Genomic DNA, 14,554 nt, shown 5'->3' on the forward strand with positions numbered 1-14,554 from the left:
CGCATGATCGCCGCGGTCTCGCGCGCCTGCGCCTCGGTGATCGTGGTGGCGAAGCTGTTCCAGCTGTTCCACCCCATCGGCGGCCGCGGCGCGAGCGCGGCCCCGGCCCCGGAACCCGTGGGCGCGTCGGCCGCTGCCGGCGCCTGCTGCGCATGCGCTGGCAGCGCGGTCGCCGCCGCACCGCCGAGCCCGGCCGCGAGCATCGCGCGCCGGCTGAGTCGCACCTCGTCCATCATCCTCTCCTCCCGCTCGCGCGACGGCTGGCCGGTGACCGGCTCCCTGCCCGCGATGGCGTCGCCGACCGTATCAATACTCAAACAATTGTCGAGGGTGTTCGCGCCGTCGATATCCGCCCCGTCCCGCGGCGAGGGCCGCGGCACCCCCGATAAGCGTCTCGATGATCGGCCATCGAAAAATCACCGGATCGGGTAACCCGGATCGCTTGACACGTCACTACTCATACAAGATGATCAATCCGGCGAGGGCAAGAGACCCCGCACATCGGGAGAGGATCATGAGAGCTCGTCTGCTCGCGGGCGTGGCGCTGTTCGCCTGCGCCGCGTCGCCTGTGATGGCGCAATCGTCCAACGCCAATTCGGTCGCCCCCACCGGCACGCCGCAGGCGGACACCCCCGCCTAGCCGCAAGGCCCGTCCGAGACGCCGCCGGGCGCGGTGCCGCAGGACGGGGTCGAGGACATCGTCGTCACCGGCATCCGCAGCAGCCTGCGCTCCTCGCTCGCCACCAAGCGCACTGCCGAGAACATCGTCGACTCGATCACCGCCGAGGACACCGGCAAGTTCCCCGACACCAACATCGCCGACTCGCTCCAGCGCATCACCGGCGTCGCGATCGACCGCTCGGGCGGCGAGGGCCAGTTCATCACCGTCCGCGGCCTCGGTCCCGAGTTCAACACCGTGCTGGTCAACGGCCGCATCATGGCGACCGACAATCCGGGGCGCGAATTCTCGTTCGACGTGCTGTCGTCCAACCTCATCCAGCGCGTCGACGTCTACAAGAGCTCGCTGCCGCAGCTCCAGGAAGGCGGTATCGGCGCGACCGTCAACGTCATCACCGCGCGACCGCTCGACGGGCGCGCGGGCTTCCACGCCACGCTGGCGGCGGGCGGCATCTATGACTCGCTCGCCGACAAGGTGAGCCCCGACTTCTCGGGCATCGTCTCCTGGACCAACCCGGACAAGACCTTCGGCGCCCTGCTCTCGGCCTCCTACACCAACCGCAAGAGCCAGCTCGACTCGGCGCGGATCGGCGGCTGGATCCTGGGGTCACAGGGACTGATCGACGGCACCGCCAGCTCGACCGGCCTCACCACCGCCGCGCTCGTCGACAGCCCCAACAACATCCACATCCCGCGCGAGTATAATTTCGACCGCGAGGAAGATACGCGCGAGCGGATCAACGTCGCCGGCTCGATCCAGGGGCAGCTGACCGACCGGCTGCTGCTGACGGTCGACGGCATCTACTCGCAGTTCAACGTCTCGCAATATACGCGGCGCTACGGTGACTTCTTCACCGAGCGCTTCGTCGGCGTCGAGACCGACGCGAACAACACGGTCATCGGCTTCAACCGTCCCGGCTCGGACTTCCTCGCCGCGAACCCGGGCCTGCTCGAGCCGGTGCCCGGCGTGTCCGACACGCGCGTGACGCGGCAGCAGAACGACAATATCGTCTGGACCAGCCAGCGCGAGACCGAGAGCTACCAGATCGGCGCCAATCTCGCCTGGGACGTGTCCGACCAGCTCAAGCTCAAGCTCGACGCCTCCACCACCAAGGCGACGCAGCGCAACCCGTACAAGTTCGTCGTCGTCGGCTCGCTGGCGCAGACGTCGGTGCGCTTCGACCTCAATCCCGAGAACGACCTGCCGGGCCTCACCAACCTCGGCCCGATCACCGACGCCAGCCTGCTGCGCGCGCATTTCGCGCAGAACGACCTCACGCGCGTGAGCGACAAGGGCAGCGAGTTCCACTTCGACGGCGAGTGGAGGGCGGACCGCGGCATCCTGCAATCGCTGATGTTCGGCGCCTCCTACAACCAGCGCCGCAAGGTGCGCACCCGCGCGGACAATTCGGACACGGTCTGCACCTATTGCGGCTATGACATCCCGATCCCGTCCGACCTCGTCCAGGCCTATTCGCTCGGCAATTTCCTGCCCGGCGCCTCGGGCAGCGACGCGCTGCCCAAGGACTTCTTCACCTTCAACCAGGAGGACATCTTCGCCTTCCTGTCCGATCCCGCCAACCTCGTGCGCCCGCGCCAGGGGCGCACCGCGGAGGAGCAGGCGGCCGAGGCGGCGCGCGTCCAGGCGCTGGCGGGCGGCCCCTATGGCCGGCGCGACCGGCCCAACGCGCGGCTCGACGTCGAGGAGAAGGTGGTCGCGGCCTATCTCAACGCCAATTTCAAGGGCGACGACTGGTCGGGCAATATCGGCGGGCGCTTCGTCAGCACGCGGCTGCGCTCGGCCGGGTTCGGCCAGCAGATCGTGCGCATCTTCGTCAACCCGGGCGACGACAATCTGAACTTCGTCTACACCGACCCGCAGGCGATCAGCGTCAGGAACAGCTACACCGACTTCCTGCCCTCGGCCAACATCAAATATGAGATCACGCCGCGCGTGTTCGCGCGCGCCGCGGTGTCGAAGACGGTGACGCGACCGACGCTGACCTCGCTCGGGGTCGACAACAGCTATGGCGGCCGGCTCACCAACGCGACGTCGAGCGGCGGCAATCCCGCGCTGCGCCCGTTCAAGTCGACCAACTATGACGCGTCGCTCGAATATTATATCACCGACGTGAGCTACGTCAGCATCTCGGGCTTCTACAAGGCGTTCACCGACTTCCTCGAGAGCCAGACGCTGCCGGTGACGATCGCCGGCTTCGACTTCCTCGACACGCGCACGCGCAACGGCCAGAGCGGCTCGATCGCGGGCGTCGAGGTCGGCGGCCAGTACACGTTCGACCGGCTGCTGCCCGGCGCGCTCGGCGGCTTCGGCGTCGCGGGCAATTACACCTATGTGTCGAGCAACGTCGAGCGCGCCGAGGGCAGCGGCACCAACGCCAACAATTGCGGCTATAACGGGCTGTCGCCGCACTCGGCCAACGGCAGCCTGTTCTACGAGAAATACGGGTTGCAGGCGCGCGCCTCGTACAATTGGCGCTCGTCGTTCCTGCGCCAGTGTTTCGGCGCGGCGTCGCGGCCAGAGAACCGCGCCGCTTACGGCCAGCTCGACGTCAGCGTCTCCTATGACATCACGCCGGTGTTCCAGGTCTACGCGCAGGGGGTCAATTTGACCAACCAGTACGTCAACGATTACTCGGTGTTCGAGGAGCGGCTGCTGATGCTGCAGAACACCGGGTCGCGTTACCTGTTCGGTGTGCGCGCGCGGTTCTAGCCTGTGATCCACCTGGTGTGAACCAGCACGGTGCTCCTGCGTCCGCAGGAGCACCGTGCAACCGGGGTGAACCAGATCCTAGAACACCGCGCGCGCGGTGAGGATGAACCGCCGCTCCAGCTCGATCACGTTGGCGGGCGGCGTCGCCCCCGTCGCGGGGACGCGGATGAACTCCTTTCGTTGGGTATCCAGCACGTTGGTCACGTCGAAGTTGAGCTGGAGCCAGCGCGTCACCGGCACGCTGCTCGAGAAATCGAGCTGGCCGAAGCTCCGGACATAGCGCTCCGCGCCGAATTGCGCGCCCACGGGGTCGGCGCGGCGGTAGGTGCTGCGCCAGGCATAGGCCATGCGCGCGTCGAACCCGCCGCGCTCGTAATAGAGAACCGCGTTGTACGCGTTGCGCGACAGACCCGGCAGGTTCTGGCGCAGCGTCGTGCCGTCGCCCGCATCGATCTTGGCGCGATTGGCGGCGCGGGTATAGTTCAGCACCGTGCCGAAGCCCGACAGCGCCCCCGGCAGGAAGTAGAAGGGCGTCTGCACCCCGACCTCCAGCCCGCTGACCCAGGCGGAATTGCCGTTGGCGGGCTCGGTGAAGGCGATCACCCCCGTGGTCGGCAGACCGGTGAGCTGATCGGGGAAGGTCGCCACCTCGTTCACCGTGCGCTGTGTGATGAGGTTTTTGATGTCCTTGTAGAAATAGCCGACGTTCAGCAGCGATCCGGGATGCCAGTACCATTCCACGCTGAGATCGGCCTGGTCGGCGCTATAGGGCCGCAGATTGGGGTTGCCGCGCGTGCCGGTGCGCGGCCCCGAATTGATATATTGCGTCGGGGTCAGTGAATCGAGATCGGGTCGGGTGAGCGACCGGCTCAGCGCGCCGTGCAGGACGACGTTGTCGACCGGTTCCCAGCGCGCGTTGGCGGCGGGAAGCCAGTTGGCCGAGGCGCCGCGATCGGTGCGCGCGAGCGGCGTGTCGCCGACGAGCTGGGTCCCGCGTGTCGCGGTGCGCGTGTCGACGTAGCGGACGCCCGCGTCGAACGCGACCGCGCCGAGCGTGACATTGGCCTGCGCATAGCCCGCGAACGTCTCCTCGCGCACCGCGAAGGAACGCAGATCGTTGCCGGTCAGATAGGGGAAGAACTCGGGCGCCACATAGGGGTCGCCGACATTGGGATAGAAGAGCTGCTTGGCGCGCACCGGGTCGACCGCGAGGATCCGCCCCGGCGTCTGCGACGGCGCTCCCTTGACGCGGAACGGCCGGGTGATCGCCACCCCCGCGAGCGAGGGGGAGTCGGCGGTGAGCAGCGGGGATCCCTGATACAGGCCCGCATTCTCGCCGCGCCGCTCGGTGGTGCGATCGGTGTAGCGACCGCCGGCACGAAGCGCGAAGCGGTCGTCGTCGTCGAGCGCATATTTGACGTCGATCTTCGCCATCACCTCGTCGGTGGTCTGGCGGAAACGGTCGAAGATGAAGACGTTGAAGCCGAAATCCTGGGGATTGGTGCTGAAGTCGGTCGCGGTGGAGGAGAAATTGGGCACCCGCCCGTCGATCGCATAGCTCGCGGTGGTATTGTTGATCGCGAAGGAGAATAGCTGGAGCTCGGTGCGCTCGTTGCGGCGCGCATAAGCGATCGCGGGCGACACGGTGAGCCGGTCGTCGGGGCGGAGGTCGGCGCGCAGCGTCGCCTGCCACACGCGCTGGAACTGCGGGCGATAGCTGGTCCCGACGCGGTTCTGCACCCCGCTGAACGTTCCCGACGTCACCACGCCGTCCTCGACCGTGTAGGCGGTGGGTGCGGCATTGTTGCCCTCGATCGGCACGTCGGGCCGGTCGTCATGGCGCGCGCCGTCGTTCTCGGCGTAGAGGAAGTCGGCGGTGACGTCGAAGCCCTCGCCCAGCTTGGCCTGCACCGCGGCGGTGCCGCCGATGTTCTTCCGCTTCTCGATATAGCTGTAATAGGCCGCGGTGCGCGGCGTCGCGGCGTCGAGCAGCGTCGCCGGCGCGGTGGCGAGCGCCTCGGGCGAGGCGATCAGCCGGAACGGGACCCAGGGTCCGTAGGCGATCTCGTTGGTGCGGAAGTCGACCTTGGAGTAAGCGACGCCCAGCGCCACGCCGAAGCGATCGTCCCAGTTCTTGCTGACGAGCCCGAACACGCGCGGGACCACCTTCGACTTCTGTCCGACCTGACCGCCCGCCACCGCGACCACGCGCAGGCCCGGACTGTCGAACGGCTTGACCGTCTCGATCTTCACCGTTCCCGCGAGGCCGCCCTCGACGCTGCTCGCCGACGAGGATTTCTCGACCGCGACGCGCGAGAAGATCTCCGGCGCCAGCACGCCGAGGTCGAGGCCGTTGATCGCGAAGCCGCCGTTGATCTCGGTGCGGGTGAAGCCGGTGCCCAGCCCGCGCAGGTTGATCTGGCGACCCTCGCCCAGCTCGGACCGGTCGATCGTGACGCTGGGGATCCGCTGCAGCGATTCCGCCAGATTGTTGTCGGGGAACTTGCCGATGTCCTCCGCCGAGATCACGTCGACGACGTTGACCGCGCGGCGCTTGACGTTGATCGAGCGCTCCAGCCCGGCGCGGATGCCGGTGACGACGATGTCCTCGCCCGCCGCGTCGGTGGCGCCGATCGTCTGCTCGGGCGCCGGCGAGGCGGAGGCGGTGTCCTGCGCCGCCGCGGCTCCCGGCGCGATCAGCAGGGCGGCGGTGCCCAGGCAGAGTGCGGCGCGGAGATGGGTCCGCCGCGACGTGGCGTTCGCTCGTTCGTCCGTCATTGTGTCCCCCTGTGTGATGTCGTGCGCCGGCGTCGCCGGCCGCTCCCCCCGGATCAGAGCCGGCCGCGCACCCCGAAGAAAAAGGCCCGGCCCGAATATTCGTAGAAGTTCGGCACGTTGCGCAGGTCGTTGAAGCGCTTCACCGCCTGGCCGAGCAGGTTCGAGCCCTGCGCATAGACGGTGAGGTGGCTGTTGAGGTCGTAGGACAAGGTCGCCGAGACCTCGTGGTACGGATCCTCCTTCACCGGCAGATAGGCGAGGTTGCCCGACTGCGCGTAGGTGAAGCGCGACTGGAAGCTGTACGACACCTGCGCGCCGATCCCATGGTTCTCGTAGAACAATTTGCCGTTGGCCGAGAAGGGGATCGCGCCGGGCAGGTCGGTGGTGACGTCACCCGACGTGGCGCGCGAGCGATTGTAGGTGAGGTTGGCCTGCACGCCGAAGCCATTGTCGAGGAAATACTGCCCGCCGACCTCGACGCCATAGACGTCGGCGCTGTCGCCGTTGCGCACCTGATATTCGACGAAGTCGAAATTCTGCTGCTGGTTGGCGGGCTGCGCGGTCGGCGTGACCACCACGTCGACCGGCACGGTCGAGACGAAATTGGTGATATGCTTGTAGAAGGCGGCCGCGGTCAGCGCGAGGCGGTTGGACGGATAATATTCGAGCGACAGGTCGAGCTGGTTGGCCTCGGTCGGCTTGAGGTTCGGATTGCCCGCGTCGTAGATGATGAAGGTGCCCGACTGCGCCGAGGTGGCGTCTTTCGCCGGAGACAGCTCGGCGAAGGTCGGGCGCGAGATCGCCTGCGACGCCGCGAGCCGCACGCGCAGCCCCTCGGCGAGATCATAGGCGAAGTTGGCGGCGGGCAGCAGCCGCAGATAGTCGCCGCCGCCCGTGATCGGCTCGACCTCGTTGAAGGCGACCGCATTGTCCTGCGTGCCCGCGCGCGGGATGATCGTCGCGATCGACGCGCCATAGCCGACCGACGACACCTTGGTGGCGACCAGCCGCCCGCCGATGTCGGCGCGCCAGCGCTCGCCGGCGAGGTTGAACTGGACATAGCCGGCCCAGGTGCGCTCGCGGATGCGGTAGGAGGCGGGCAGGTCGTCCTGGATGATCTGGGTCGAATAGCCCGCGGGATAGGGCGACAGCGCGCAGCCCTCGATCGTCGCGCCGCTCGCGTCGAGGCAGCTGTTGGGGTTGAGCACCGCCGGGTTGTTGTCGGCGCGCGGCAGCGCGGCGAGATAGGTGTCGATGTCGAAGATCGGGAAGTTGCGCGGGAAGTTGCCCGGCAGCTTGCTCAGGATATTGCCCTGGCCCGGCCGCACCACGTCGGCGCCGATCTCGCCGAAGGTGAAGGGGTAGCCGCAATAGTTGCATGACGTGGTGTATTGATTGTCGACGGTGGTGACGTTCTTGCGGCGGTCGGTCCAGGCGGCGCCGAAGCTGATCGCCTTGAACGCGCCGTTATCGACGCGATACTCGCCGTCGACCTTCGCGCTCTTGATCTCGTCCGCGACGTCCTGGCCCTGGATGCCGATATAGTGCGCGCGATAGTCGTCGTTGGTGGCCTGGTCGATCGTGCGCCCGCCCGGCAGCGTGATCGCGAGGTCGGGCAGGCCGTTGTCGCGCGTCGCGAAGGTCGCCGAGGCGCCGGTGACTCCCGCGACGACGAAGCGGTTGCGCCCGCCGGTGGTGTTGGTCGCCTTGCCGTAATAGCCGTCGACCGCGAGCTTGAGCTGGTCGACCGGACGCCAGTCGATGCGGCCGCCGATCTGATAGGTCTGGCTCTGCCGCGGCTCGTCGGTGGTCAGCACCTCGGAGACCAGGTCGTCGATGGCGAAGCCGGTGACCACGTTGTTGCGGTCGACCGAGATCGACGCCGGGTCCCAGCGCGGCGCGCCGTCGTCGCCGAGCGGGTTGAGATAGTTGGACGAGCGGTAATTGTTCTGGGTGACGTCGAAATGGCTGTAGACGCCGTCGATGGTCAGCTCGAAGCGGCTCGACGGCTTCCACTGGAACGCGCCCGCCGCGCCGATCCGCTCGCGCTCGCCGGTGACATAGCCCACGCTGTAGTAATCCGGCCAGATGTAGGCGGGGCCGGCGGTGTCCGGATCGATCCTGCCGTCGCGGTTGAAGTCGAGGCCATAGCCCGCCTCGGTCCCGTCGGTGATCGAATATTCGCCGAGATTGTCGGTGCGGAACTTGTACTTGTTGTAGCTGGCGCCGACCAGCAGCCCCATCGTGTCGTCGGCGAAGGTGGTGCTGACGACGCCGCTGGCCTTGTAGCCGCCCTTGTCGACCAGGTCGTTGTACTGGCCCTCGAGCGCGGCCGAGGCGTGGAAGCCGGGGCGGTCGAGCGGGCGTGCGGTGCGCAGGTCGACGTTGCCGCCGATGCTGCCCTCCAGCTCGGAGGCGCGCACCGCTTTCTTCACCTCGGCGCCCGAGATGATCTCGGACGGCAGCACGTCGAACTGGAACGAACGGTCGGTGCCGTCGGTCGGCAGAATGCGGCCGTTGAGCGTCGTGATCGCGAAGTTGGAGCCGAGCCCGCGCACGGTGATGTCGCGGCCTTCGCCGCGGCCGTCGCGCCCCACCGTCACGCCCGGGATGTTGGCGAGCGCCTCGGCGACGTTGCGGTTGGGAAACTTGCCGAGCTCCTCGGAGGAGATGGCGTCGACGATCGTGTCGGCGTTGCGCTTGGCCTGGATCGAGCGGAGCAGGCTGCCGCGGACGCCGCGCACGACGATGTCGCCGCCCGACGTCGCGGGGCCGTCGGGCTGGCCGGTCTCGCCGGGCTGCTGCGACGGGTCGGACAGCACCGCCTGCGGGTCCGGCGAGGCGGTGGAGGACTGCTGCGTGTCATCGACTGGCGCGCCGGCGTCCTGCGCCGCGGCCTGACCGGCGACGAGCAGCGCGGCGAGGCTCGCCCCCGCCAGGATCTTGCCGCGCCCGTGCTGCCGCTGCGTCATCGCCACTCTCCCTCTTCCGCCCCCGGTGCGAAACGTTGCGACTTGCTATCGCGGGTGTAGCAATAGTGTCAAATAGAAAAGAAACGAAAGATCGTCGGAGCATTGTAGGCGCGGGACGCGGCTGGTAAGCCGGTGCGTGAACGGGAGGATGCGATGTCCACGGTACGGGACACCAGCGGCAGACGGCAGCAGATCAGCGCGATGGTGCGCGAGCGCGGCAGCGTGCAGGTGGCGCCGCTGGCCGAACGGTTCGGCGTGTCGATGCAGACGATCCGCAAGGACCTGCATTTCCTCGCTAAACGTGGCGTGGCCGAGCGGTCCTATGGCGGTGCGATCGTGGCGGACGCGGTGAACGTGATCGCCGAGCCGGCGGTGGAAGCGAAACGCGCCGCGCACGTCGACGAGAAGGCGCGGATCGGCGCGCTGGCGGCGGCGATGGTGCGGCCGGGCGAGTCGGTGGTGCTCGATTCGGGCACGACGACGCTCCAGATCGCGCACCATCTGCCCGACGACGAGGAGATCACCGTCCTCACCAACGACCTCGACATCCTCTGCGCGCTGGCGCGCAAGGAGCGGATCCGCGTGGTGATGCTGGGCGGCGCGCTGCGCCGGCGCAACCGCGCCTTCTACGGCGCGCAGACCGAGGCCGCGCTCGACGACCTGCACGTCGACAAGCTGTTCCTCGGCGTCGACGGTTTCGATCTCGAGCGCGGCATCACCACGCACTACGAGCCCGAGGCGATGCTCAACCGCAAGATGGTGCGCGCGGCGCAACAGGTGATCGCGGTGACCGACCAGTCCAAGTTCGGTCGCGTGTGTCTGCACCGCATCCTCAACGTCGCCGAGATCGACGACCTCGTCACCGACACCAGCGCGCCCCAGGGCTTGCAGGCCGCGGCCGAGCGGCTGGGGTTCCGCCTGCACGTGGCGTGAAGGGGTAGGGCGTCTCCACAGGTGCGGAGACGGCGGTGGTGAGCGCCGTGTTCCTGCGCACGCGCTCCTCCTTCCGTCATCCCGGGCTTGACCCGGGATCCATCGTGCCGCGCACGCCTCGACCGTTGCTTCTGCGGCTACATGGATCCCGGCTCAAGGCCGGGATGACGTAGAGTTCTTGGCGAACGGGCGTGCCACCTTACCCACCACCTCACCCCGCCAGGTGGAAGAACCGCCGCGCGTTGCCCCAGTAGATCTTGTCGATCACCGCGCGCGGCAGGTTGAGCCCCTTGGCGTCGGCGCCGATGGCGTCGACGCGCTGCGGCAGCGGCGTCGCGAGGTAGCGCCAGTCGGCGCGCCAGACGCGGTCGGCCTCTTTGGGGAAGTCGCTGGTCGCAGGCGGGTTCTGCGCGCGCGCGGCGGGGTCGGGCGGGCTGTCGGTGAGGTCGGTGCCGTAGAGGATGCGGTCCTGGTACTTGATGAAGAAGGCGCGCACCTTCGCGAGATCGGCGTTCGACTGGACCTGCAGGTTGGACAGGCGCGCGGCAAGGTCGACCATTGTATTGGGATAACGGTCGAAGAAGCGCGCCAGCTCGTCGACGCTCCACTCGAGGCTGGCCATGTGCGCGCCGTCGAACGCCAGCTTCGGGTGGCGCGCGACGAAGCGGTCGCGCGCCGCCATCAGCGCCTCGTAGCTCGGCTCCTCGGGGTGGAGGTACATGTAATATTCGGGATGCGCCTTGAAATACTCGCGGTCGTTGTCGGTGGTCATCTGGTCGAGCGGGAGCCAGCAGTTCTTGGGCTCGGCCTGGTGCGCGATCAGCGGGATGCCGCGCTGCTCGAGATGCGCCATGACGCCGTCGAACCGCGGGTCGTCGAGGAAGACGCGCTTGCCGCTCGCGTCCTTGGCGACCATCCCGATGTTCTTCCACACCTTCACCGCGATCGCGCCGCGCGCGAAGGCCTGGTCGAGCTGCGCGATCGTGCGCTCGGTCCAGCCCGGCGTGCCGAAGCCCGCCATCGAGAAGGTGGTGGCGTAGCGGAAGTGCGCCGGGTCGGCGGCGCGCATCGTGCGCGCGATCGCGGCCTGGCGCGCCAGCGGCGGAAAGTCGGGATAGTCGACGTTGATCGATAGCATTTCGAACCGGTCGCGCTTCGCCAGAGCGAGGAAGCGCGGGTCCTCGACGTTGGCGTGGAAGTGCGAGTCGAACTTGGCGACGCGCGCGAAATCGGCCTCGGTATAATGCGCCGCGGGCGTCGCCGCGCTCGCCATCAGCAGGGCCGCGATCAGGCTCATCGTCTCTCTCCCACTCGCGCGTAACGAAAGAAAACGCGCGTTGATGTTGCGGTTTTCGTTTGCGCGCCCGTCCGCGTTGGTGCAAGCTCTTTCTCACCGGCCTGCGAGCCGCACAGGAGAGAGTCAGCGATGCCGTTCACCGCCACGCGCCGATCGATGCTCACCCGCCTGCTCGTCGGCGGGGCGGCGGTGGCGCTGCCCGAGCTCGGCGGCGCGGTGTGGGCGGCCGCGCCCGCGGGCGTGCGGCTGAGCGACGGCACGCTGACGATCGACTATGACCGCGCGATGCGCGCCACGGTGGCGCATCGCGGCCAGGTGATCACGCCGCGCGCGCAGCCCGAGGCGCTGTTCCTCGCGGGCGCGGCGCCGCTCGGCAGCTTCCTGCTGCTCGACCATCGCGAGGAGTCCGCCGCCGGGCCGCACGGCAGGGGGCGGCGCCACGTGCTGCGCGCCACCGCGGGCGGGCAGGTCGAGCAGACCGTGGCGGTGACCTTCCTCGACGCCTACCCCGGCCTCGCGCTCTACGAGGTGAGCTATCGCAACACCGGCGCGGCGCCGCTGGCGATCGCGGGCTGGCGCGTCGCCACGCACGATCTCACCGCGCACGCCGACGGCGCCTGGACCTTCGCGGGTGCCTCCTATCCCGACCGGCGCGACTGGGTGCAGAAGGTCGCGCCCGGGTTCGAGCAGCGCAACTTCATGGGGATGAACGCCTCCGATTATGGCGGCGGCACGCCGGTGGCGGTGGTGTGGCGGCGCGACGTCGGGCTCGCGGTGGGCCATCTCGAGGCCAGCCCGCGCCAGGTCGCGCTGCCGGTCGCGGCGCAGCCCGGCGCCACCCGGATCGGGCTGAGCGGCGACCAGCCCGCGCTGCTCGCGCCCGGCGCGACGCTGACGCTGCCGACCGCCTTCCTGATGGCGCACACCGGCGACCATTTCCGCCCGCTCGACGCTTATCGCCGGCTGATGGCCGAGCGCGGCGTCGCGGCGCCCGCGATCCCCGAGTCGAGCTACGGGCCGATATGGTGCGCCTGGGGCTATGAGCGCGACTTCACGCTCGACCAGGTCTACGGCACCTTGCCCAAGGCCAAGGCGCTCGGATTCGAATGGGCGGTGCTCGACGACGGCTGGCAGACCGCGGAAGGCGACTGGAAGCTCAACCCCGCCAAATTCCCGCGCGGCGACGCCGACATGCGCGCCTTCACCGATCGCATCAAGGCGGACGGCATGCGCCCGCGGCTGTGGCTGGCGCCGCTCGCGGTCGATCCCGGCACCGACCTGCTGCGCGACCATCCCGACATGCTGCTGCTCGACCGCGACGGCTCGGCGCAGAACGTCAGCTTCTGGAACGCCTTCACGCTCTGCCCGGCGTATCAGCCGACGGTCGACTATTTCCGCGCGCTGGTGCGTCGGATCGTCACCGACTGGGGCTATGACGGTCTCAAGCTCGACGGCCAGCACCTCAACGGTGTCGCGCCCTGCTACAATCCCGCGCACCGCCACGCGCACCCGGAGGAATCGAGCGAGAAGCTGCAGGATTTCTGGAAGGCGATCCACGACGAGGCGGTCGCCGCCAACCCGCAGGCCGTGGTCGAGCTGTGCCCGTGCGGCGACAGCTTCGCCTTCCACAACCTGCCCGCCACCAACAACACGCCCGCCTCGGACCCGCTGTCGTCCTGGCAGATCCGGCTGAAGGGCAAGACCTTCAAGGCGCTGATGGGTCCGTCCGCGCCCTATTCGGGCGACCATGTCGAGCTGAGCGACGGCGGTGACGACTTTGCCTCCGCTTACGGCATCGGCGCGATCCCCTCGACCAAGTTCACCTGGCCGCGCGACACGCCCAAGCCGATGGAGAAGCTGCCGCCGGGCGGGTTCGTCCTCACCCCTGCCAAGGAGGCGCTGTGGGGGAAGTGGGTCGCGCTGTACCGCGAGCACATGCTGCCCAAGGGGGAGTATCTCGGCGGGCTGTACGACATCGGCTTCGACAAGCCCGAGGCGCACGCGATCGCCAAGGATGGCGTGCTCCACTACGCCTTCTACGCCGATCGGTGGTCCGGGCCGATCGCCTTGCGCGGGCTGGGCGCGGGGAGCTACGCGCTGGTGGACGGCTTCACCGGCCGCCCGCTCGGCACCGCCTCGCGCGCGCGGCCGACGCTGACCGCGACGTTCGAGCGCGCTTTGCTGGTGCGTGCCACCCCGGTCGCGCGGGGCGCGGCATGAGCGGCGGTATCAGCACGGGGGCGCCGGCGGGGCGCGGCTGGCTCGTCAACGCGCTCGTCACGGTGGTGCTATGGGGCGTGTGGGGCGCCTTCTCGGGCCTGTCGCCGCAGCGCGGCTTCCCCGAGACATTGGTCTATGTCGTCTGGGCGCTGACGATGGTGCCGCCGGCGCTGGTGGTGCTGAGGCAGGCGGGCTGGCGGCTCGACCGCTCGCCGCGCGCGATCGGCTATGGGCTGGCGGTGGGGCTGCTCGGCGCGGGCGGGCAGATGCTGCTGTTCTACGCGGTGGCGCGCGGGCCGGCCTATCTGATCTTCCCGATCATCTCGCTGTCGCCGGTGGTGACGATCGCCATGTCCTTCCTGCTGATGGGCGAGCGCACCGGCAGACTGGGGGCGCTGGGCATCGTGCTCGCGCTGCTGGCGCTGCCCACCTTCGACTTCGCGCCCGGCGCGGGCGGGGCGGGGGCCTCGGCGGCGTGGCTGCTGCCCGCGGTGGCGGTGATGCTGTGCTGGGGCGTGCAGGCCTATTTCATGAAGGCGGCCAACCACGTCACCTCGGCGGAGAGCATCTTCGTCTACATGACCTTGTCGGGGCTCGCGCTCGCCCCGGTGGCCTGGGCGATGACCGATACCAGCCGCGCGATCAACTGGGGGCTCGACGGGCCCGGGCTGGCCGCGGCGATCCAGCTGCTCAACGCGATCGGCGCGCTCACCCTGGTGTTCGCCTTCCGCTACGGCAAGGCGATCATCGTCGCGCCGCTCGCCAACGCCGGCGCGCCGCTCGCCACCGCGCTGATCTCGCTCGCGGTGCTCCATGTCGTGCCGGGGCCGCTCAAGACGCTCGGGATCGTCCTCGCGCTCACCGCCTCGCTGCTGCTCGCGATCGAGCCCGACGCGACCGACCCCGAGAGCGAGGCCGAACCCGCGCCCGCCACTATTTAGTTTC

At 68.8% G+C, this 14,554-nt stretch carries 8 protein-coding genes and 1 pseudogene; 5 read left to right on the top strand and 4 right to left on the bottom strand.

Going from position 1 to position 14,554, the window contains the following annotated elements:
* Positions 1–233 (bottom strand): annotated as a pseudogene (locus EV292_RS13710) (alpha-galactosidase); the annotation flags it as partial.
* A 281-nt stretch (positions 234–514) separates the two neighbouring features.
* On the opposite strand from EV292_RS13710, the gene EV292_RS23350 reads away from it, so the two are divergent.
* The gene (locus tag EV292_RS23350) at positions 515–640 is read left to right on the top strand and encodes a hypothetical protein (RefSeq protein WP_279432428.1); all 126 of its coding nucleotides are present in this window, start codon (positions 515–517) and stop codon (positions 638–640) included.
* A 33-nt stretch (positions 641–673) separates the two neighbouring features.
* A complete protein-coding gene (locus EV292_RS13715; protein ID WP_132909806.1) occupies positions 674–3,409 on the top strand; it encodes a TonB-dependent receptor in 2,736 nt (911 codons plus the stop codon).
* A 78-nt stretch (positions 3,410–3,487) separates the two neighbouring features.
* Here the strand turns inward: EV292_RS13715 and EV292_RS13720 are convergent, their stop codons facing one another.
* Both EV292_RS13720 and EV292_RS13725 read right to left on the bottom strand, forming a co-directional pair.
* Positions 3,488–6,187 (bottom strand): TonB-dependent receptor, encoded by a 2,700-nt coding sequence (locus EV292_RS13720; RefSeq protein ID WP_132909807.1) that lies wholly within the window; start codon positions 6,185–6,187, stop codon positions 3,488–3,490.
* Between the two features lie 53 nt (positions 6,188–6,240).
* A complete protein-coding gene (locus tag EV292_RS13725; protein ID WP_132909808.1) occupies positions 6,241–9,159 on the bottom strand; it encodes a TonB-dependent receptor in 2,919 nt (972 codons plus the stop codon).
* A gap of 153 nt (positions 9,160–9,312) precedes the next feature.
* Here EV292_RS13725 and agaR point away from each other — a divergent pair, with 153 nt between their 5' ends.
* The gene (gene agaR / locus EV292_RS13730) at positions 9,313–10,092 is read left to right on the top strand and encodes a transcriptional repressor AgaR (protein ID WP_132909809.1); all 780 of its coding nucleotides are present in this window, start codon (positions 9,313–9,315) and stop codon (positions 10,090–10,092) included.
* A gap of 211 nt (positions 10,093–10,303) precedes the next feature.
* On the opposite strand, the gene EV292_RS13735 is transcribed toward agaR, so the two are convergent.
* The gene (locus tag EV292_RS13735) at positions 10,304–11,389 is read right to left on the bottom strand and encodes an amidohydrolase family protein (protein ID WP_132909810.1); all 1,086 of its coding nucleotides are present in this window, start codon (positions 11,387–11,389) and stop codon (positions 10,304–10,306) included.
* A gap of 129 nt (positions 11,390–11,518) precedes the next feature.
* Here EV292_RS13735 and EV292_RS13740 point away from each other — a divergent pair, with 129 nt between their 5' ends.
* A complete protein-coding gene (locus EV292_RS13740) occupies positions 11,519–13,609 on the top strand; it encodes a glycoside hydrolase family 36 protein (protein ID WP_132909811.1) in 2,091 nt (696 codons plus the stop codon).
* Positions 13,606–14,550, top strand: a complete 945-nt coding sequence (locus EV292_RS13745; RefSeq protein WP_132909812.1) for a DMT family transporter — start codon at positions 13,606–13,608, stop codon at positions 14,548–14,550. Before EV292_RS13740 ends, EV292_RS13745 begins: the two co-directional genes overlap by 4 nt.
* Positions 14,551–14,554 lie beyond the last annotated feature (4 nt).

It is taken from the genome of Sphingomonas sp. BK235 (genome assembly GCF_004345855.1).
In the GTDB taxonomy this organism is placed as follows: Bacteria; Pseudomonadota; Alphaproteobacteria; order Sphingomonadales; family Sphingomonadaceae; genus Sphingomonas.